We start from the raw sequence: 22,468 nt of genomic DNA, 5'->3' as shown, positions 1-22,468 counted from the left end.
CCTCAATCTTTTTGCTCAGGGCCAAGGGCAAGTCATGCCTTTTAAAAAGATCATATCTGAAATTGAAAAGCAGCATCAGGTTAGCTTCAATTACACCGAAGACAATATCGCTGGACTTGAATTAATTCCGCCCAAAAAAACACTTTCGCTTGCGCAAAAACTAGAATATCTTTCTAAAAAAACCAATTTATCATTTGAAAATATTGGAAACCAATTCATTAATATTTATAAAAAAAGTGATGAACCTCAAATCATTTGCGGATATGTTTTTTCTAATGCCGATAAGAAACCTATAGAAAACGCCAATATTAATTTAGCCGATAAAACGCAAACCAGAACAGATTCAAAAGGTTATTTTGAATTTAAAAAGGAAAATCAAAATACATTTCTGATCACGCATATTGGATTTGTAGCCAAAAAAAGTGCAATTGGAAATTCCGATTCTGAAAATTGTCTTCAACTATTTTTGGAGCCTGAAATCACGGAACTTCACGAAATTAAAACCAATGCGATTTTGGCTTCGGGAATTTCTAAAAATGTCGATGGATCGTTTGAGATTAAACCCAAGAAATTTGGAATTTTGCCCGGACTTATTGAACCTGATGCTTTACAAACCATGCAACAGATTCCGGGTGTTAATAGTATCGACGAAAGTGTATCGAGCATCAACGTGCGCGGTGGTACGCACGATCAAAATTTGTTTTTATGGAATGGAATTCGAATGTACCAAACGGGACATTTTTTTGGTTTAATATCGGTTTTCAATCCCAATTTAGCGCATACGATTTCAATTTATAAAAACGGAAGTTCTGCTTTTTACGGAGAAAGTGTATCCAGTGTTGTAGCCATGTCTTCGACGCCTGAAACAGCTGAAAAAAATTCTTTTAGCGCAGGAATCAATATGATTAATGCTGATATTTATGCGAAATATAATCTTTCGAAAAAAAGTTATATTGAAATTTCAGCTCGTAAATCGATTACTGATTTTGTTGAAACGCCCACTTACAAAGAGTATTTTAATAAAGTATTTCAGAATACCACAATCACTGATTTTTCAAACAATCAAAACGTTGATTATCAAAGTGACAAGAAATTCGGCTTTTATGATGCGACGCTAAAATATGTTCAGAAAATAGGAAACAAAGATCAAATCGTACTTGATTTAATTACGATTAAAGATAATCTGGAAGTTTTTCAAAGTGCGACGGTATATGATATTTTCAGATCAGAAAACAACATATTGCGTCAACAGAATTATGGTGGGAATTTAGCCTGGAAAAGAAATTGGAACAACTTTAATACCACTAAAATCAATGTCTATAATTCGGCTTACGAACTTTTAGCCAATCAGACCTCAACTTTTGGAAATCAAATTGCGATTCAGGAGAATACGGTTAATAATAACGGAGTTAACTTAGAAAACAATCATATTCTTAGCTCTAAATTTAGTTTAAATGATGGTTATCAGTTTAACGAAATAGGTGTCACGAATTTAGAGGATGTTACCAATCCTGATTTCTATCGTAAGGTTAAAGATGTTTTGAGAACACATGCTTTAATTTTGGAAGGAAAATACAATGACACCATTTCGAGAGTTTATTTTAAGGCCGGAACCCGAATCAATTATATCGAAAAATTTAAAAAATTTATCGCCGAACCTAGAATTCAGTTTGGTTATGGAATCAATAAAAGTCTGAACTTAGAATTGCTGGGCGAAATGAAAAGTCAAAATTCCCAACAAATTATTGATTTGCAGAAAGATTATTTCGGAATTGAAAAAAGACGATGGATTATCTCAAACGATTCCACAATTCCTATTCAGAAAAGCAGACAACTGTCATTAAACTTATCTTATGAAAAAAAAGGCTGGTTGCTTGATATCGAAAATTTTTATAAAAAAGTAACCGGAATTACAACCTCAAGTCAAGGTTTTCAGAATCAATTGGAATTTGTAAAAACAACCGGAGATTATGAAATCTGGGGAACAGAAATGCTTGTTCAGAAAAAAATGAATCATTTTTTGACTTGGCTGAGTTATACCTACAACCACAATAATTATCATTTTATTAATTATGAATATCCCGTTTTTCCTAACAACTTTGAAGTAATGCATACTGCAAGCTGGGCGGGAATTTATGAGAAAAACAATTTCAAAATTGCTTTAGGAACAAAATGGACTTCGGGCCGACCAAAAACTTCTCCAGACAATTCTCAAATTGATCTTTCAAACCCTACATTGGTATACAATAAACCTAATAATACCAATTTGCACACTTTTGCACAAGTCAATTTTTCTTCGACTTACAAGTGGGAAACTGTAAATGGGATTCAGTACAAATTAGGCGTTTCTATTTTAAATATCCTTAATCGAAAAAATGAAATCAGCGAATATTACAGAATAAGTTCACTAACAAATTCTATTGAAGAAGTGGAGACATTTTCACTGCAACGAACTCCAAATGTGAGTTTTAGAGTTTCATTTTAATCTTAATCCTACAAGGTTTTAAAAAAATCTTAGACTTTTTTTACTTTTTTTTTCAAAATATCAATTCTTAAGGTAGGGTATTCTATCGCAAGACTGTTTTACTATTGAATTTTATCAAAATAGTAAAAAATGAACCCCTTAAAAAATCTGAAATTATTTCCTCTGGACAGTTCGTAATACTAAAATTATCGAATAGAATGTCCATTAAAATCAAGTGAAAATCTTGATACAAAATCATTAAACCAAAATACTTTACTAGTCTGTAAAGTCCATTTCAATTTAACATAACTTAAATCCAAAGTATTATGAAATTAAGACTATTTAAATTCGCCGCAATAACCCTTGCAATCACATCAATTTTTATAAGCTGCAGCAGCGACAATGGTGGTGACACTACTCCCACTCCTCCTGAAGTTCCTGTTACAAAAACAGAAGTAAACCTTGCTACAAGCGCTACTTTAGGCTCTTACCTTACAGATAAAAGTGGAAGATCTTTATATTTTTTCGCAACAGATGCAAACGGACAATCTTCATGTACTGGTGGATGTGAAGCTTTTTGGCCTGTTTTTAATGTTGATAATTTAACTGCCGACAAATTAGGAACCGGATTAACATTAGCTGATTTTGCTTCGATTACTACTACTTCTGGCAAAAAACAATTGACTTATAAAGGCTGGCCTTTGTATTATTATGCACCAATGTCTGCCGGAGATGGATATGGTGGCGCAGGTGTCAATACTCCCGAAGCTGCTGGAAAAACTTCAGGAGACGGAGTTGATGGTACTTGGTTTATTGCAAAACCAGATTATTCTATCATGATTGTGAGAAGTCAACTTGTAGGACATGATACCAAAAATTACAAATCAGATTATACTGTTGGAGTTGGTACAACTACCTATTTTACTGATGCTAAAGGATTGACATTGTACACATTCAAAAATGACAATTTCAAGAAAAACAATTTCACAAAAGAAGATTTTTCAAATAATGCGGTATGGCCAATTTATGAAACAGATAAAATTGTTGTTCCGTCTGTTCTTGATAAATCTAAATTCAGTTCGATAACCGTTTTTGGAAAAGTGCAATTGACTTATAATGGATGGCCTTTGTATTACTTCGGACAAGATGCTGGGGTAAGAGGCGCTAACAAAGGAATTAGTTTTCCAAGTCCTGGAATTTGGCCAGTTCCGGTAAAAGATATACCGCTTGCTATTTAAACTGATAAAATAGAAGAAAACATTATTAAGGATGAAATCAAAATAAGTCCATAATAATGTTTTCTGAATATCAACAAATTGAAAAAAGAAATGAATAAAAAAACCAAAATAATTATTTCAATACTATTCGCAATTGTCCTAATCATTTTTTTCTCTTATAACTATTTAATGCATAGCGGAGCTCGAAATTTAGCAACTGAAAAAACAGATTTCACAGTTAGTTCCGCTGCCATTACAGCCGAATTTATTTCAGATTTAGAAGCTGCAAACAAAAAATATCTTGAAAATGCCGTTGCCATAAAAGGAAAAATAACAGCTCTGAATGGAAAAGAAGTAATTCTGGACGGCACTATTATCTGCAGTTTTAAAGATCAGGATTTATCCATTAAAAAAGACCAAATAGTGACTGTAAAAGGGAGAATTGTCGGATATGATGATTTGATGGGCGAAGTAAAACTAGATCAATGTTTTATAATCAAAAACTAATTAAATGAAGGTAAAATTATTTTTATCCGTAGCATTTTTTCTTTCAATCATTTGCCACGTATCGGCACAAGATGATTTGTTAAAGGAATTGGATACTATAAAATCAAAAGAAAAACAGACAGAAACTTTAGGTTTCAAAGGACTGCAGATTTGTAACATGCAATCGACAAAATTAACCGCCAAAGGAGAATGGTATGTATTGATTTCTCATCGTTTTGGTGATTTGACTGAAGGGTTTGAGAATTTCTTTGGATTAGATGATGCGTATACCAAATTGGGAGCAATTTACGGTGTAACAAACTGGTTTTCTGTTGGAGCTTCAAGACAAACTAATAATAAAATTTATGAACTGACATTAAAATACAGACTGAAAACTCAGGAAGTTGATGGATTTCCGGTGACTATTGTGGGCTATAATACGATGGATATCAATACTAATTTAAGTACAGATCAATATCCGAATTTACAATTTAATAATCGTTTGGCCTATACTACACAATTGTTGGTTTCAAGACAATTTTCAGATAAGATTTCACTTGAAATAAACCCGATTTATATTCATAAAAATCTGTACGATGAAACTACGGAAAGAAAAGATCAATTTGCGGTTGGACTTGGCGGAAGATATAAATTCACAAAAAGATTAAGCATGAATCTTGAATATGCACCGCGAATTAATGCTCCCGAAAGCGAGGTATATCACAACTTGCTTTCAGTAGGATTAGATATCGATACCGGTGGGCACATTTTTCAAATGGTATTCTCAAATTGCCAGACTATGAACGACGTTTATGCATTTTCTAATGCTACAGGAAAATGGAATGGCGGAGGTATTTACTTCGGATTTAATCTCTACAGGGTTTTTTAAAAATTAATACGAAATTCTATGAAAAAAATAAAAATTTGCCTGACCCTATTATCCAGCGTTTTCATTGTCTCCTGTGAATCTAACACCTATAGCGAATTAGCTCCGCCTACCGGCAATCCAACTTATACAGCAAACATAGAGCATATTATGGAACATAACTGTATCAGCTGTCATTCCGGAACATCGCAATATCCAAATCTGGAAACATATGATGGAGTCAAAAATGCCTGTACCAATGCCAATTTAATCTGCAGAATAGAATCTCAATCCTGCGGAGCACGAATGCCATTAGGAGGAAGTTTACCTCAAACAGATATTGACATGATAAAACTTTGGGCTGCAAACGGATTTGTAAAAGAATAAATTAAAACGATGAAAAAAACAGCATTTTTAATTCTATTATTTTTTGTGGGAAACACCATTTTCTCCCAAAAAACAATAACCCGAACCGGACAAATAAAATTTGAAGCTTCTGCACCTTCTTTTGAGCCTGTTGCAGCGGTAAACAATTCGGTTTCAGCAATTCTTGATAAATCTACTGGTGAATTTGCTGTACTGGCTCTGGTAAAAGCTTTCAAATTTGAAATTCCGCTTATGGAAGAACATTTTAATGAAAATTATATGGAATCTTCCGTTTATCCAAAAGCCACATTTAAAGGAAAAATCATAGATTTTGATGCTTCTAAATTAAGCACTTCAAAAAAATATGATGCCGAAGGTGATCTGACTATACATGGCGTTACAAAGAAGATTAAAACTAAAGTTAGTTTGGCCTTGAAAGATGGAAAATTATATCTCTCCAACAATTTTACAGTAAAAGCCCAAGATTATAATATTAAAATACCAAGTGTTGTAAAAAGCAAAGTTTCGGAAGATGTAAATATTGCCCTGAACCTTATTCTCGATGGAAAATAATCTTTTTTAAACTCTAAAATTATAAAATTATGAAATCTCTATTTAATTTTTCGGCGCTCTTATTGTTGCTATTTATTGGAGTATCTTGCTCTAGTAATGATGACAATTCTAATCCGTCGCCTATTATTGTAACATTCAATGCGATTTTGAGTGGTGCAAGTGAAGTTCCTGCAAACGCTTCAACAGCAACAGGAACAGCAACTTTGAGTTATAATAAAACCACAAAAATCTTTACGGTTACTGTGACGTATTCCGGTTTAACGCCAACTATGGGGCATATACATATGGGCGCCGCAGGTACTAATGGCCCTGTAATATTTCCGTTCTCTAGTTTGGCATCACCTATTAGTTATACTAGTACTGCTTTGACTGCAGCTCAAGAAACCGATCTTATGGCTAATAATTATTATGTCAATCTACATTCTGAAGCTTTTTCAGGAGGCGAAATAAGAGGACAGCTCGTTACTGCTAATCCAGCTGGAAGCCCTGCTGGTGGAGGTGGTGGTGGTGGTGGCTACTAACTTCTCCTTTCTTAATTTTTGTTAATTACCAAAGCCTTACTGTTGAATTAGTAAGGCTTTGGTATTTTTAAGAGTTTTTAATTATTTAATAGCATATTGAGCTGGATAAAACGATCCTTTATAATACTTTACATATCTTTATTCTTGTAATAATTTATCTAATTCTATTTCAATTTCTTTACTTTCAGGATGTGGTGCTGTGTTGTTAATTAATTCTCCTTTTTTATTGTAAAGTAAATATCTAGGAATTGTTTTCAACTGCAGATCTTGATAAAACTCCGCATTCGGATAATTGACAGCAAATAGATTACTGCTGCTTGAAAATAATTTTTCTTTATCAGAAGCCATTTTCCAAGCTGATAAATCTTTGTCGATGGAAATATTGACAAAAACAACTTCTTTATCCTTATACATTTTTTTTAAATTATTGAATGCCGGAATAGAAACTCTGCAGGGTCCGCACCAACTTGCCCAAAAATCAACATAAATTACTTTGTTTTTATTTTTTGAAAGAATTTCATCCAGTGTGAATTTTTGTTTAGCTGAATTGAGGAAATAAGTAATCTTCTTTTCTTCTTTCATTTTAGAAAGATCGAAAGCATATTTCTCAAAAATTTCATTGCACATTTCTTTATTATGCACTTCTTGCTTGAATTTTTCAAAATACATTTCTGAATCTACATTTGATGATGATTCTATAATTCGACACAAAGTTGTGTACAATAAATAATCTTTTACTATGACAGAAAAAACTTTGCTCTTCAAAACATAATCAAATGCTATTTTAGGATTATCTGGTTGTGATTTTGTATTTGTTTCTTTTATTTTTTTGGTAATATAATTGTCTAAAAAAAACTGATAACCTCTCATATACAATAAATCATCCTGTTTTAAATCATCGGCAGAAATTTTAGAAAGCAGTTCTTTGTTTACATTAATCTCGTAATATTTTGTATGCTCTTTATACAATTTCATGACATTTTTAGAAATTAAATCTTTAGCAAACAAAGAGTCGAGAGTAGCATGTATTTTTACTGTATAATCATGTATTTCTGTCTTATGTTTTTTGCTTTCCAATTCATTCCGCATTCTTTTGTTTTGATCAAAAAACTCAAAATCATCCAGTGGTTTTTGAATTTTGAAAGAAACTTCAAAATTGCAGTCAAACTCTTTAGTTTTACGACCAAATATCGTTGCTTTCGGCACACCATTTTCATAATCAAAAATTATAGTATCTCCTTTTTGAAACAAGTAATAATACGTTTTGGGAGAATCATAAATATAAGTCATACAAATTAAATCTCCTTTGACTGATCTACTGATTGTATCGGTTTTTGATTTATTATTAATAATCAATTCCGAACGTTTAAAATCCCCTTGTTCTGAAATATAAATTGGGTTAATAGTTCCGCTGATAGTACGATACTTTGTGGTTGGAACGTGATCATTTTTTTTGAATATAAAAACAATTTCATTGTCTTGCTGACAAGAATTTGTATGTGCTTTTGCCGAGTTTATGGCTAAAAACATGAAAAAAAAGGAGATAAAATGAAGATTTTTGAGCATTGTTTAAATTGGTTTATTGGCGGTTATATATATATTTTAATAGTTTTAGTTTAATCTTTAAGTTTTGAATTACGTTCAAAGTGACAAAATCTATTATTTCATTTATCAAAATTTATTAGATATATGTCGGCCTCATAACTGACTTTTTAAAATTGTTCTTTGAGTTAAAGCGGGACAATACATTCTAAAATAAAGACAAAAAAACGAGTTAACTATATAAATTAACTCGTTTCTTGTTTTAGCTTTATTTGGGGGCTTCAAGCTATTTTTTCATTTTATATCTCAAATTTTACTTTGAGAAAAAAAAATTAAATTTTACTTTCGTCATCAACAGCATCCTGCCATTTATCCCATACTTTAACAGCTTCATTGTAGCCATCATAACCATAATTTTGACTTAGCTGACCTTTGATGTTAGGCTCTATAGCAAGTCTATAAGGAATTGGCCAGTAATTATTACGTTTATCCATAGTATAAAACTTTACACCTGGCTTAAGCGAAATACCATTTGGATATTTATTGTAAAGTGTGTAATGAACAATACGTTGCCACCAGTAGCTTCCTCCAGATGCATCTTTACCAGATTGTTTATCCCAAGTTGCTTTATTATAGGTATTACCCCACTCATCAGGTTTTCCACTCATAGCTAAACAGTGCGAAATACGTTTTAACTCCACATTTCTCCATTCTTCCATGTAAAGCTCTCTTCCTCTTTCTGCACAAATATCACCAATAGTTACAGTAGTATACATTTGTGTTGCTTTTGCTCTCGCTCTTACAACATTAACATCCTGAGCTGCTCCAGTCGCATTGCCTTGATAAAAACGAGCTTCAGCACGTAACAAATAAGTTTCAGCTAAACGATAAATGTACATATGTGCACTTGCTCCTGCAGTAGCTCCTTGAAAATCATTTGCTGCTGGATTAGCCTCGGCTACAACATCATGATAAAAGATTTTATAATGAGGAAAATCAAACCAATCGCGAATGGAATCTGTTGCTAGCAATTTACCAGCTGCATCTTTCATTCTGAAATTTTGTCCAGCCCATGTAGCACTTCCCCCCGCTCCTGGAGCGTATTTAAGGTCTTCCATGTTTACCCAGTTACCAACAGTACTGTTATGTCTAAGATCCACCTTATCCTCAACACCATTTACAACCCACATAGGATGCTGCGAATAATAAGATCCACTTATAGTCCCGATACCACGCCCTATTGCTCTTTGGTAATCGTATTTTGCATTGTAATTCGTTTTATCAGTTAAAGGAAAACGAGGTGCTGCAGTTTTACCATCAGGAGTAATTAAGTTAGCATCATTCCAGTTTGGTCCAAAAATTCTCATTGAAGCAAATGCTAAAAATGACTGTGCTCCTCCGTTTGGTGCAACTAATATCGCTTCAGTATTAGCAGAAATCACTTTGTTCTCTGGTCTGTGTAAATCCCAAATTACATTCCTTGTAATAGGCCATGCAGTGGGATTTCCTCCCGGATCAAAAATACCTAAAGAATTTTGTACCAAAGAATAACCTGATCCATTAATCAAAAGATTAGCTTGTGCTTCAGCATCAGCAAATCTTCCAGATGCCAAATAACACTTAATTAGCAATTGACGACAAGCACCTTTACTAACCATACCTACATATCCTATTTTTGATTGCTCTGGTACCCATTGTACAGCTTTCTCCATATCAGCCGTAATCATTTCAATGATCGCTTCTTTTTTTGTAGAATAATAACTCTGTTTAGGAACCGACAAGATTTTAGTAATCAATGGTATGTCACCAAATTCATACACTAAATTAAGATAACGGTATGCTCTGTGAAAATATGCCTGACCGATATATTTATTTTTAACCTCTTCCGATAAACTTTTTACATTACCAATATAAGTTAATACTGTGTTAGCATTTTTGATACCTGTATAAGCTTCAGTCCAAAGGAATCCAAGATAAAGTGATTCACCACTTGGGTCTCTTCTAAAATCTCCAGTTGGAACGATCGTAGCAGCATAATCAGCAATGTTACTTCCTGTATCTGTTTTACCATATTGCGCCATGTCTGAGAAAAGATATTCTGTACCAATAGGCACACTCACACCAGAAAAACCGTAATGAATATAATTATTGCGCAACTGTTTATCACATAGTGCTAAAGTTGCCTGCAAACCAGCTTCTGTAGAAAATGTAGTTTCTGGTTCGTAAAACGAAAGCGGGTCAGATTCCAAAAAATCTTTCGAACAAGAACTGGCCAATACTGCCAATAAAGCAAAAGGCACTAGTCTTGTTATTTTATTTTTTATATATTTTTTCATTGTTGAATAATTTTTAAAGTTGGAAATTAAAACCTAAATTAAATTGTCTTGTAGCCAATCCTCCTGTTTCTGGATCTCCAAAATATTTCCATTCTTTAGAAGCAGACCATGTTGCTACGTTTTGAACTGAAGCGTAAATTTTTATATTTTTAATATGCGCGCGATCTAAAAGATCTCTAGGAAGCGTATAAGCTATAGAAATGTTGTCTAGACGAATAAAACTACGGTCATATAATTTTCCTGGTGCAACTGGAGTTCCAGCAGGTCCTTTAGCGTCAAGACGAGCCCATTCATTAGTTGGGTTATCAAGTGTCCAATAAGGGTTTACATATGGATTAAAATTGAATTTATACAAACTGGCATCGTTGAAAGTGTTCATATAAATTGAACTAAGTGATTTCCCACCATTATATGAATACATGCTGATTCCTAAATCCCAGTTTTTGTAAATTTTAAAATCATTACGCAACGTCCACTGTACTGGAGGATTTGAATTCCCTAGAAACTGTTTATCTTTTTCATTATAAACCGCTTTTTTGTAAGCAACACCATCTGCATCTACTGCATCTACGTCATCTGATGTATTGCTGTTTTCAACTTTTGGATCTCCAGGACGCTGTCCGTATCTTTGAGCTTCTTTCCACTCATCTTTTTGCCAAATTCCAGTTACTTTATAATCCCAGATTTGAGAAATAGGTCTTCCTATAAACCATCCATTAGCTGAATCATCACCCTCTTTTTTTCCAATAACATTACCACTGGCATCTTTAATATCTACCATATTGCCATACAATGAGATAATTTTATTTTCGTTATATGAGATACCAAATGTAGTACGCCATTCAAAGTTTGGTGTTTTCATATTAAGTGTATTAATACTAAACTCAAAACCTTTATTTTGAACCTCTCCAAGATTAGTTGCAATTGATGAGAATCCAGTGAAACCAGGTAATGATTGACTCATAATCATGTCATGAGTAGATGCTTTGTAAAGATCTAAAGTAGCCGTAATACGATCGTGTAAGAAACCTAAGTCAAGACCAATATTTGTTGATGTTGTTTTTTCCCACTCCAAATTTGGATTGGCCATACGGTCAAGTGCTAAATATTTCAACTCAAGCGCTTTTCCTGAAGGATCTAAATATCCCATTGTTCCAGTATTTACTAAGTTTGCAAGAGAAATGTAAGGATCTGCAAGCGATCTGTTTCCGTTTTTACCCCAAGACAAACGTAATTTACCTGTGCTCATCGCATCCCATTTGAACCAGTTTTCATTTTTAAAATTCCAAGCCACTCCAAAAGAAGGGAAAACTGCATAAGGATTTGAAGCTCCAAATGCTGAATATCCATCACGACGAACAGTCGCTGTCAACATATAACGATTATCGAATGAATAGAAAAGTCTTGCCATCAAACCATCTGCTGTTTCATGTGTATCGTTTGATCTAAGTGCACTATTTGCCATAGTTGCTGTACTAACATTGTGAAAACCTAATGCATCTGATGGTTGAATATTATAAGCATCCATTCCGTCTGACCATAAGCGGCGTTCTTCAGCTTCCTGGACAAAAGTTGCAATGAAGTGATGTTTTTCAGCAATTGTATAATCCCACGTGATTGTATTATTCAAGTTATACTCAAATCTTGTAGAATTATTTCTATTTACACCAGTCGTAGCTGCCGGCCAGTTTGGATTTTGTGTTGATCTGAAATAACGATCATGATAAAACTGATAACGAGGAGCAATATTAAATGAGTAAGTAATTCCTAACGGCAACGTTACTTTTGTATTGAAAATAGCATTCAATGTTGTAAATCCTGTTTCCTTGTCAATATATTGACGTTCGTAGTAATAGTTATAATTCTGTCCAGAAACATTTTTCCCCATTGGCTGTCTCTCATAGTTTCCATTTGCATCTATAAAAGTTCCGAATGGGCTGGTTCTCATCATATTGTTATCTCCAGCATTTGTACCTAACGAAGGAGTTATGTCTCCATCTGATCGATCCTGAAAATTAATATTTGCTCCAAAGTCAAGCCAATCTGTAATTTTAGCATCAACTTTCATATTAGAACGAGCTGATTTATAATCATTTCCAACAATAGCTCCTTCTGAAGTTAAATAACCAAACGACATGTAATAGTTAACCTTATCTCCTGCTCCCGAAATACTCAAATTATTATCATGATTAATCCCTGTTCTAAAAGAGCTGTCGCTCCAGTCATGCGTTTTATCAGCTAAGAAATTAGCCATTAACGAAGGATCAAAATTCAATCCTAAACGTGTTCCCCATACTTCTTTACTGCTTTTTCCTGCTGTTTGAGTAGCCGGTTGATACGCTAACCATTGCGCTTCAGTAATACCCCATTTCGCTAAATCATTTGGATTCGAAAAATATCCCGGTTTACCGTTAGCAACTGTTCCCGCAATCCACGCTTCGTATTGCTTAGTTGTTGGATTAACACCGTAAGTTTGGGCAGTTTCCCAGTCTTCACGATATTTTAAGTATCCTTCTGGAGAATACACACCACGATAGGCGCTTTTATTGCTAATTGTTGTGTTTGTAGTAAAACTAACAATAGGCTTACCTGTTTTTCCTTTTTTAGTTGAAATAAGAATAACCCCTGCTGCTGCTCTCGATCCATATACTGATGCTGCCGAAGCATCTTTTAAAATATCAAGTTGCTGAATATCATCAGGATTTATTTCTGATAACTCACCATAAAACTGCATTCCGTCTAAAATAATAAGCGGTGAATTATGACTACCTCCTGTATAAACTGAAGTCTGACCACGAACTTGTATGCTTCCTCCTCCTTTTGCTGAAGGATCATAACCTACTCGTACACCCGGAGTACCTCTTAAGATATCCTGAACTGTTTGTGGATTTTGGTTCGCCAATTTATCAGGCGTTACCTGAACAATTGCTCCAGTTAAATCCTTTTTCTTCATTTTACCGTAACCTACTACAACAACCTCCTCTAATGAGGTAGTCGCTTTTTTCAATTTTACAGTAATTGAAGCTTCGCCTTTTACGCTAACCTCTGCAGTTACATAGCCTAAATAAGACACAACGATTACTGCATTGTCGTTATCTACCTTTAAAGTAAATTTTCCATCAAAATCGGTTGAAGTACTATTTTTACTTCCTTTTTCTAAAACTGAAACTCCCGGCATCGGCATGCCGCTTTCATCTACTACTAGTCCCTTAATGCTTTTTTGTGGAACAACATCGTGAGACTCCATTGTACTTTTAGAACTAATAGCGTAGCCATGAACTTGTGACAAAGAAAATAAGACGCAAAACATCATCATCTTCTTTTTCAAATTAAATCCTGATCCACCATTAGGACTTTTTTTAATCCTAGTAAAATTTGTCATTTTTGGTTTGTAATTTGTTGGTTAATTAATTAGTTAGTTTTCTAAAATCTTCTGAGCTTCGGTCAAAACCGATTAATGATTTTACTGGGACAAATTTGATTAATTAATGGTTTTCAGAGGGAGCAATAAAATCCGTTTTTGGGTATAATAATGTCTCACGTATACATTTTACCCATGTTTTGTAGCTAAAAAATGACGTTCTTATAAAAAATATCTGGAAAAATTACAGAACACATAAATAATTAAGAATCCATTATGAAATCCAAATCCAGAACTCCATCTAAATAAAAAAGCAGCAATATGATATTGCTGCTTTCTTTTTAATCGATTCAAATTAGTATTCAACCCGATTAATTTTTCATCAAAAGTGTTTAAGCATTTTTGGGAATTCCTATCACGTTTTTACACAAACCTTATTTGTTTAAAGTTCCTATTATAGTTTTAAACAAAAAAAATCCAAATCCCAATTTGAATTGGAATTTGGATTTTTAAATATTTGGAATTCTATTTTTTTAGTCCAAAATAAAACTTACGCTTACATTCGCTGTAATTTCAATTTCACCGATTGCTAAAGTTTCATTAGAAGCTCCCATAGAATCTGCTGATTCTTTCATTCTCATAGCAGCATACATTGGCTGTGGATGATAAACTTGAGAATTATCAGAAATAACAAAAGCTTTTCCAACTTTTTGACCTAAAACAGAAACATAATCGTCTGCTTTTGCTTTAGCATCTTTCATTGCCAATTTTCTAGCTTCAGCTTGTAATTGAGCTTCTTTAGAAGATTCAAAAGTTACTCTGTCAATTCGGTTAATTCCCTGCTGAACCAAACCTTCCATCAATTCATCATATTTAGATAAATCTTTTACGATGATTTCAACAGTTTGTGTCGCATTATAACTCGTTTTTTTCTTTTCGTAATCATACTGCGGGTTCAAAGCAACTTGCTTTGTTTTGAAATCAGCTGTTGGGATATTCATCTTTTTAATGAATTTTAAAACAGCGTCCATTTTTTCGTCATTTTGCTTTTTGACGTCTTTAGCATTATTCCCTTTTGTTTCAACCGTAGCCGAAATACAAACCTGATCAGGTGCTACTTTTACTTTTCCTTCCCCATTAACGTTAATAAGAGGTATTTGTTTGGTTTCTTGGCCGTAAGACATAGTCATAAACATGATTGTTAAAAATAATACTAGTTTTTTCATTTTTGTTATATTTTAAATTATTGATAAGGACATTTCAAAAGTTATGCCAGCCTTACAATTTTCCTAATTTAGCCATCCCAAAAAGTATAATAATCGGAATTGCCAATAGAATTGTCATTAAAGTATGATCAACAATTAAAGAAGGATCTTTGATCAAAGTAATTAAATACCCGCCTATAGCACCTCCAAAGTGTGCTGTATGCCCAATATTGTCATTTTTGGCTTTCATTCCATAAATTGAATACAATAAATATAAAATTCCGAACAAATATGCCGGAATCGGAATTATGCCATAAATTCCTAATGTCATATCGGGCTGCAATAAAATAGCCGAATACAAAACTCCTGTCACAGCGCCAGAAGCACCAACTGCACGATAACTATAATCGTTTTTATGAAAAAGCATGGTAAGCAGATTTCCAAAAATCAAACTTCCAAAATAAATCAAAACAAAAGAAAAATCACTCAGCAAGTTTGAAACAACAGGCGCAAAACACCAAAGTGTAAACATATTAAAAGCCAAGTGCATAAAATCAACATGTAAAAATCCCGAAGAAAGCATTCTTATCTGCTCTCCTGAACGAATACTTCCAACATGAAATTCATATTTTCTGAAAAAAGCATAATCGTTAAAACCTTTATAACTAAAAAGAACATTGGCAACTATAATTCCAATCAAAATAGCATTCATAAAAAATATTTATTGTGAATGGTAAATATAGTCATTCTTAAACATAAGTCCGCCACTAACCAAAATATCGGCATCTATTCATTTTTACTTTATATTTGTAAAAAAAAATTACATGCAATTTCTAGTCTATATTTTAGCCTATCCTTTACTTTGGCTTATCTCTATACTTCCATTTTGGTTATTTTACAGGTTTTCAGATTTCGTTTATTTTCTGGTTTATCATGTTATTGGCTATCGCCGAAAAGTAGTTCGTGAGAATTTGGCTTTGGCTTTGCCACATTTAAGTGATGCTGAAAGAAAAGTTATTGAGAAAAAATTCTACAGCCATATGTGTGATATGTTTTTAGAAATGATCAAAACCATGAGTATTTCTCCAGAAGAAATGGAAAGAAGATTCAAAGTAACGAATCTTGACTTGGTATTGGATTATGCTAAAAAAGGAAAAAGCGTGATTCTGGTTGCTTCTCATTATGCAAGTTACGAATGGCTTATGACAATCAATCCAAAAATTGGTTTTCAGGGTGTTGCTGTTTATAAAAAACTAGCTAATCCCTATTTTGATAAATTAGTTCGAAAAATTCGCTCTAAATACAAAACCGAAATGATCGAAACCCGAAAAGCAATCCCAACAATGGCACAAAATCAGCGTGACGGAACTTTGAGCATGTACGGTTTAGCAAGTGATCAATCTCCTAAATTAGATCGAATTTTCCACTCGATGGAATTTATGGGAGTAGAAGTTCCTGTACATACAGGAGCAGAAATGCTGGCAAAAAAATACAATCTAAGCGTTATTTTTGCCAACGTAAAAAAAACAGGAAGAGGTTATTATGAAGCTACATTTATTCCTATTGCTGATAATCCAAAAGATTTTCCCGATTTTGAAATTACAGAAATGTATTTGAAAGAGGTAGAAAAACAAATTCTTGCAAAACCAGAATATTATTTATGGACACACAAAAGATGGAAACATCGTGTTGATTCCTAATTTTATAAAAAACAGAGTCCAAAAAGAAGAAATACTTTTTGGACTTTTTTATTTATGAAAGTACACAACAATAAAAAACGATGTTTTAAAGCCCTCAAATAAATTTTTGATGTGTTTTTGTAATGATTTTTGTTGAATTAAAACAGAAGCAAATTTAGACAAACAATATAAATTTGAAGCTGACTAAAAACTATCCAAAAACCATTGCAAAATTAATACCCATGATCAAAAAATTACTTTTCACATTTTTAATAATTTGTTTTTCGAAACCCGTTTTTGCTCAAAGTCCAAAACGAGGTATTGCCTACGGACAAAACAGCGTTGCCGATTTAATGGCTCTAAAACCCGGAGTTTCATGGTGGTACAACTGGGGAAGAATCCCTGAAAATGATACCAATGCTAATTACGCTTCTATTGGTGTTGAGTATGTTCCTATGGCCTGGGGAAAATTAAATGATAACGAAGTACAGACTTTTATTGACAATATTAAACCCGGAGCAAAATATTTATTGGCTTTTAATGAACCTAATTTTAACGACGGCGCGAGATTAACACCACAAGAAGCTGTTAATGCGTGGGCAAATGTAGAAAAAGTGGCTGCCGCAAAAAACTTAGAAATCGTCAGCGCATCTCCTGCATACAATGGACCAAACAATTATGGAGGATTCAGTGATCCGGTTGCATGGCACGACCAATTTTTTCTTTTATGTCCAACTTGCAAAGTCGATTATATTGCTTTTCATACTTATGATAATACAGCAGGTTCGGTTATTGGAGTTACCGGAAACCTTAAAAAATACAATCGCCCAGTTTGGGTAACTGAATTTGCAAACCGAGTTATTCAAAGTGAAGCCGATAAAATCAGTTTCATGAAAACTATTGTAAGTAGTTTTGAAAATGACCCGGACATTTACAGATATTCTTGGTTTACAGGTCGAGTTCCGGCGGATTGGACTGATATGCAAGAAGGGCAATTGTTAAGCCCAACAAGTGGCGTTTTAAAACCAATTGGAACAGCTTACATAAACGAAAGTTATACTTCTAAAAAAATGAATATTCCGGGAAAAATTACCGCAAACAAACATTACCGCAGAAAAGGAACTGGTTTACAAGCCACAACAGATTCTGATACAGGACAAAATGTATGTTTTATAAATGAAGGAGACTGGAATGAATTTTTATTGAATGTAGCTGATGCTGGAACGTACAATCTAAATTTTAGAGTAGCCGCACCCGCTATAAACGGAAAATTCGATATTCTGGTAAACAATGTAGTTGTAAAAACAGATGAAACCTTTCCTGCAACTGGAGGTTATCAAACTTATACAGATAAAATCGTGAGTGGTGTTACACTTCCTAAAGGAGAAGTTTATCTGAAAATTAAATTCAAATCAAACGACATGAATTTTAATTATATTGATGTTACTGCCGGAAATCTAGGAGTAAATGATCCAATTGCTGAAAAAGACTCTTTTACGATTTATCCAAATCCGGTTAAAAATCAATCCACACTTCATATTAAATCTTCTGAAACTGAATCTATAATTTTGAAAATCGTTGATATGAGTGGAAAAGTTTGTTTCGAATCTAAAGATTATTTCACGAATCAAGATATTAAAATTGGCGAAAAACTTGCTGCTGGAGTTTATATCGTAAATGCTTCTTACGGAAAAATCCAAAAATCAATTAAAATTATCAAAAACTAAATATATCTAACCAAAAAGAAAAGCCTCTTTTGAAATTTCAAAAGAGGCTTTTGTATTTAAATGAAAAATTTATAATCCTGCGATTACTTTAATTTCATCAATAATTCTAAGTGCTAATTTATCAGCTTCTTCTTGTGAAGACGATTCTGTATAAATACGAATGATCGGTTCTGTGTTCGATTTTCTTAAATGAACCCATTCTACAGCAAAATCAATTTTTACACCATCAATTGTCGAAATATCTTCGTTTTTGTATTTGTCTGTCATTGCAGCTAAAATTGCGTCAACATCAATTTGTGGTGTCAATTCAATTTTATTTTTGCTCATATAATATTCAGGATAAGAAGCTCTCAATGCAGAAACTGATATTTTTTTGTTTGCTAAATGCGTTAAAAACAAAGCAACTCCAACTAAACTGTCTCTTCCGTAATGCAATTCAGGATAAATAATACCGCCGTTTCCTTCTCCGCCAATAATTGCATTATTTTTTTTCATCAATTCCACAACATTCACCTCTCCTACTGCACTTGCTTCATAACCTCCATTATAAGATTTAGTAACATCTCTTAAAGCACGTGAAGATGACATATTCGAAACTGTATTTCCTGGAGTTTTGCTCAAAACATAATCTGCGCAAGCAACAAGCGTATATTCTTCACCAAACATTTCACCGTCTTCGCTGATGAAAGCCAAACGATCAACATCTGGATCAACTACAATTCCAAGATGCGCTTTTTCTTTAACTACCAATTCTGAAATATCAGTCAAATGTTCTTTTAATGGCTCAGGATTGTGTGGAAAATGTCCGTTTGGTTCGCAATATAATTTTACAACTTCAACACCCATTTGTTCCAAAAGTTTCGGAATAACAATTCCTCCTGATGAATTTACACCGTCAACTACCACTTTAAATTTAGCTGCTTTTACAGCTTCAGCATCAACTAATGGAAGATTTAGAACTTCATCAATATGAATATCCATATAAGCGTCGTTAACTGTAATTTCTCCCAAACTGTCAACGTCAGAAAAATCAAAAGCTTCAGCTTCGGCAATTTCAAGAATTTTTGCGCCATCAGCACCGCTTAAAAACTCCCCTTTTTCATTCAATAATTTTAAGGCATTCCATTGTTTTGGATTATGAGATGCTGTCAAAATAATTCCGCCATCAGCTTTTTCTAAAGGAACAGCAACCTCTACAGTTGGTGTTGTCGAAAGTCCAAGATCAATAACGTCAATTCCTAAACCTATTAAAGTATTCACAACAAGATTGTGAATCATTGGCCCTGAAATTCTGGCATCGCGACCAATTACAACGGTTAATTTTTCTTTTGAAGTATTATTTTTTAGAAATGTTCCGTACGCCGATGCAAATTTCACCGCATCAACAGGAGTCAGGTTGTCACCAACTTTTCCTCCTATCGTTCCACGAATTCCGGATATCGATTTTATTAAAGTCATTTTTTTGAGTTAAGGTTATTTTATTACAAATATAAAAAAGTTACTAAGGTTCTAAGATACTAAGCTGCTAAGATTTTAAAAAAAGATGCTAAGGTTCTAAGATACTAAGTTGCTAAGTTGCCGTGATTTTAAATAATTATCAAGTTTAGAAATTGCAAAACACTTCAATAAATCGATATTAAAAACTTTTCATACATTTACTAAAATAACATAGTTCCTTAGTATCTTCGAAACTTAGCATCTTAAAAAACACATTTGCTAAAAAACTTAGTATCTTAGTATCTTAGAACCTTAGTATCTTAAAAAAATGAATTTCCTTGCCCACATCTATCTTTCAGGCGATAATGATTTGATCAAAATTGGTAATTTTATGGCCGATGGCATTCGCGGAAAACAATTTGAACATTTCCCAAAAGATGTTCAAAAAGGAATTCTTTTGCATAGATTTATTGACACTTATACGGATTCTCACGATATTTTTAGACAAAGCACCAAGCGTTTACATGAAAAATACCATCATTACGCAGGAGTAATTGTGGATATTGTATATGATCATTTTTTAGCCAAAAACTGGACAAAATATTCAGATGAAAATCTGGAAAGCTTTATAAATCGTTTTTATAAATCATTAGACGAAAATTATTCAATTTTAACTGAAAAAACACAAGGTTTAATGCCTTATATGATCGAAAGAAACTGGCTCCTAAGTTATAGAACAGTGGAAGGAATTCATCAAATTCTAACACAAATGGACCGACGATCGAAAAACATGTCAAAAATGCAATATGCCAGCGAAGAACTAAAAGAGTTTTATGCCGAATTTGAAGAGGAATTCACGCTGTTTTTTGAAGATCTTCGTTTGCATGCCAATCAAAAATTAATCTCCTTATAAATTCAAACCGATAGATTATAGTTTCAGTTATGAAAAAAATTTCGTTTTTATTCTTTTTTATATCGTTATACAGTTTTGCACAGGAAGCTGTTCATCCAACAGGTTTAACAGCTTCAAAAGCAATGGTTGTTTCGGCTCGCGAAGAAGCCTCAAAAATTGGTGTTGAAATAATGAAAAAAGGCGGCAATGCGTTTGATGCAATGGCTGCTACAGAATTAGCATTGGCTGTTGCGTATCCCTATGCAGGAAATCTTGGCGGAGGCGGATTTATGGTTTACAGAAAAGCAAACGGCGAAGTTGGAAGTCTTGATTACCGCGAAAAAGCACCGCTCGCTGCCTCAAAAAATATGTTTTTGGATAAAGATGGAAATGTTATAAAAGGAAAAAGTACCGAAACAGCTTTGGCAATTGGAGTTCCGGGAACAATCGCAGGCGTTTTTGCCGTTCATAAAAAATTAGGTTCGTTGCCGATGTCGGAAATTTTGAAACCTGTAATTGCCCTTGCCGAAAAAGGAGTTGTTGTAACATTAAAACAACAAAAACAACTTGAATCCTACCATGACGCCATTGTAAAAGCCAATGGACCAAATACACTTATGGCTGGAAATTTCAAAGAAAAAGACACCATAAAGTACCCTGCACTTGCCAATACCTTAAAACGAATTCTAAAAAATGGAAAAGATGAATTTTATAAAGGCAAAACAGCACAAATTTTAGTTGATTATTTGAAGAAAAAAGGCGGTATAATCACAATGAAAGATTTGGCGCTTTATGAAGCAAAGTGGAGAAAACCACTTCAGTTTGACTATAAAGATTTAAAAATAACTTCGATGGCTCCACCAAGCAGCGGCGGAATCTGTCTGGCACAAATCCTTAAAATGGTTTCACCGTTTTATCTTTCAAAAATGGGGCATAATTCTGAGAAGTCTATACAAGTTATTGTAGAAGCTGAAAGAAGAGCATATGCTGACAGAAGCCAATTTTTAGGCGATCCTGATTTTGTAAAAATTCCAATAAACGGACTTTTATCAGACAGTTATCTGAAAGAACGAATGTCAAATTTCAATTCCGAAAAAGCCACTTTATCATCGGATATTAAAGAAGGAAAAATCACGTATAGCGAAAGCACAGAAACAACGCATTACTCGATTGTAGATCAATTTGGGAATGCTGTTGCAGCCACAACCACAATCAACGACGGATTTGGTTCAAAATATTATTGTGATGAACTGGGCTTTTTCCTAAATAATGAAATGGACGATTTTAGTGCAAAACCAGGATCTCCAAATATGTTTGGATTAGTTGGAAACGAAGCCAACAGTATTGCGCCACAAAAAAGAATGCTGAGTTCCATGACACCAACCATTGTAGAAAAAAATGGAAAACTTTATATGGTTGTAGGTTCACCAGGCGGATCAACCATTATTACCTCTGTATTGCAAACGATTTTAAATGTTTACGAATATAATTTGAGCATGCAGGAAGCTGTAAATGCACCACGCTTTCATCATCAATGGCTTCCTGATTTAATTACTTTCGAGCCTAATACTTTTAGTGACAAAACATTAGAAAGTTTAAAAGCAAAAGGATATCTGATCAACGAAAAAACGACGCCTGTAATTGGTAAAGTGGATGCGATTTTGGTTTTGCCAGACAACACTCTTGAAGGAGGTGCCGATTTTCGTGGTGATGACAAAGCCGCAGGATTTTAAACAAAAAGATTTACATCAAAAAATTATACAAAATTGAATGTTTAGAGCTAAATTTGTATCCCCT

Annotated in this window: 17 protein-coding genes; 11 read left to right on the top strand and 6 right to left on the bottom strand. The window is 33.6% G+C overall.

What is annotated here, in order from left to right; translation table 11 throughout:
* Window positions 1-34: 34 nt before the first annotated feature.
* The 7 genes from GQ47_RS16840 to GQ47_RS22945 all read left to right on the top strand — a co-directional run bounded on the left by GQ47_RS16840 (window position 35) and on the right by GQ47_RS22945 (window position 6,492).
* Window positions 35-2,485: a TonB-dependent receptor gene (locus GQ47_RS16840; protein ID WP_238568001.1), complete on the top strand. Its 2,451-nt coding sequence runs from the start codon at window positions 35-37 to the stop codon at window positions 2,483-2,485.
* Between the two features lie 305 nt (window positions 2,486-2,790).
* A complete protein-coding gene (locus tag GQ47_RS16835; RefSeq protein ID WP_035650872.1) occupies window positions 2,791-3,702 on the top strand; it encodes a COG4315 family predicted lipoprotein in 912 nt (303 codons plus the stop codon).
* 90 nt (window positions 3,703-3,792) lie between these two features.
* Window positions 3,793-4,188 (top strand): OB-fold protein, encoded by a 396-nt coding sequence (locus GQ47_RS16830; RefSeq protein WP_152561052.1) that lies wholly within the window; start codon window positions 3,793-3,795, stop codon window positions 4,186-4,188.
* A gap of 4 nt (window positions 4,189-4,192) precedes the next feature.
* Complete coding sequence (locus GQ47_RS16825; RefSeq protein WP_035650867.1) at window positions 4,193-5,056, top strand: DUF5777 family beta-barrel protein; 864 nt, start codon at window positions 4,193-4,195, stop codon at window positions 5,054-5,056.
* Window positions 5,057-5,074: 18 nt separating this feature from the next.
* Window positions 5,075-5,419 carry a hypothetical protein gene (locus tag GQ47_RS16820; protein WP_035650865.1) on the top strand — a complete coding sequence of 115 codons (345 nt, stop codon included), beginning with the start codon at window positions 5,075-5,077 and terminating at the stop codon, window positions 5,417-5,419.
* 9 nt (window positions 5,420-5,428) lie between these two features.
* On the top strand, window positions 5,429-5,971 hold the full coding sequence (locus GQ47_RS16815; protein ID WP_035650862.1) for a YceI family protein: 543 nt from the start codon (window positions 5,429-5,431) through the stop codon (window positions 5,969-5,971).
* A gap of 29 nt (window positions 5,972-6,000) precedes the next feature.
* Window positions 6,001-6,492 carry a CHRD domain-containing protein gene (locus GQ47_RS22945; RefSeq protein ID WP_051951605.1) on the top strand — a complete coding sequence of 164 codons (492 nt, stop codon included), beginning with the start codon at window positions 6,001-6,003 and terminating at the stop codon, window positions 6,490-6,492.
* A 138-nt stretch (window positions 6,493-6,630) separates the two neighbouring features.
* Here GQ47_RS22945 and GQ47_RS22940 read toward each other — a convergent pair whose 3' ends face one another.
* The 5 genes from GQ47_RS22940 to GQ47_RS16785 form a co-directional block, all read right to left on the bottom strand.
* A complete protein-coding gene (locus GQ47_RS22940; protein ID WP_081909370.1) occupies window positions 6,631-8,058 on the bottom strand; it encodes a TlpA family protein disulfide reductase in 1,428 nt (475 codons plus the stop codon).
* 308 nt (window positions 8,059-8,366) lie between these two features.
* The gene (locus GQ47_RS16800) at window positions 8,367-10,370 is read right to left on the bottom strand and encodes a RagB/SusD family nutrient uptake outer membrane protein (RefSeq protein ID WP_035650859.1); all 2,004 of its coding nucleotides are present in this window, start codon (window positions 10,368-10,370) and stop codon (window positions 8,367-8,369) included.
* A 13-nt stretch (window positions 10,371-10,383) separates the two neighbouring features.
* Window positions 10,384-13,752: a SusC/RagA family TonB-linked outer membrane protein gene (locus tag GQ47_RS16795; protein ID WP_035650857.1), complete on the bottom strand. Its 3,369-nt coding sequence runs from the start codon at window positions 13,750-13,752 to the stop codon at window positions 10,384-10,386.
* A gap of 512 nt (window positions 13,753-14,264) precedes the next feature.
* Entirely contained in the window at window positions 14,265-14,957 is a 693-nt protein-coding gene (locus GQ47_RS16790; protein WP_035650855.1) for an SIMPL domain-containing protein, read from the bottom strand.
* 52 nt (window positions 14,958-15,009) lie between these two features.
* Window positions 15,010-15,648 carry a rhomboid family intramembrane serine protease gene (locus tag GQ47_RS16785; protein ID WP_035650852.1) on the bottom strand — a complete coding sequence of 213 codons (639 nt, stop codon included), beginning with the start codon at window positions 15,646-15,648 and terminating at the stop codon, window positions 15,010-15,012.
* Between the two features lie 112 nt (window positions 15,649-15,760).
* Here GQ47_RS16785 and GQ47_RS16780 point away from each other — a divergent pair, with 112 nt between their 5' ends.
* On the top strand, window positions 15,761-16,636 hold the full coding sequence (locus tag GQ47_RS16780; RefSeq protein ID WP_035650850.1) for a lysophospholipid acyltransferase family protein: 876 nt from the start codon (window positions 15,761-15,763) through the stop codon (window positions 16,634-16,636).
* A 221-nt stretch (window positions 16,637-16,857) separates the two neighbouring features.
* Entirely contained in the window at window positions 16,858-18,342 is a 1,485-nt protein-coding gene (locus GQ47_RS22935; RefSeq protein WP_051951602.1) for a glycosyl hydrolase, read from the top strand.
* A gap of 69 nt (window positions 18,343-18,411) precedes the next feature.
* Here the strand turns inward: GQ47_RS22935 and glmM are convergent, their stop codons facing one another.
* Window positions 18,412-19,800, bottom strand: a complete 1,389-nt coding sequence (gene glmM / locus GQ47_RS16770) for a phosphoglucosamine mutase (RefSeq protein WP_035650847.1) — start codon at window positions 19,798-19,800, stop codon at window positions 18,412-18,414.
* 307 nt (window positions 19,801-20,107) lie between these two features.
* Here glmM and GQ47_RS16765 point away from each other — a divergent pair, with 307 nt between their 5' ends.
* Both GQ47_RS16765 and ggt read left to right on the top strand, forming a co-directional pair.
* On the top strand, window positions 20,108-20,692 hold the full coding sequence (locus GQ47_RS16765; protein WP_035650845.1) for an acyl carrier protein phosphodiesterase: 585 nt from the start codon (window positions 20,108-20,110) through the stop codon (window positions 20,690-20,692).
* Window positions 20,693-20,721: 29 nt separating this feature from the next.
* A complete protein-coding gene (gene ggt, locus GQ47_RS16760) occupies window positions 20,722-22,404 on the top strand; it encodes a gamma-glutamyltransferase (RefSeq protein ID WP_035650843.1) in 1,683 nt (560 codons plus the stop codon).
* Window positions 22,405-22,468: the final 64 nt, after the last annotated feature.

It is taken from the genome of Flavobacterium sp. ASV13, from assembly GCF_000745775.1.
Lineage (GTDB): Bacteria > Bacteroidota > Bacteroidia > Flavobacteriales > Flavobacteriaceae > Flavobacterium.
This window is presented reverse-complemented; position numbering and strand designations above follow the sequence as displayed.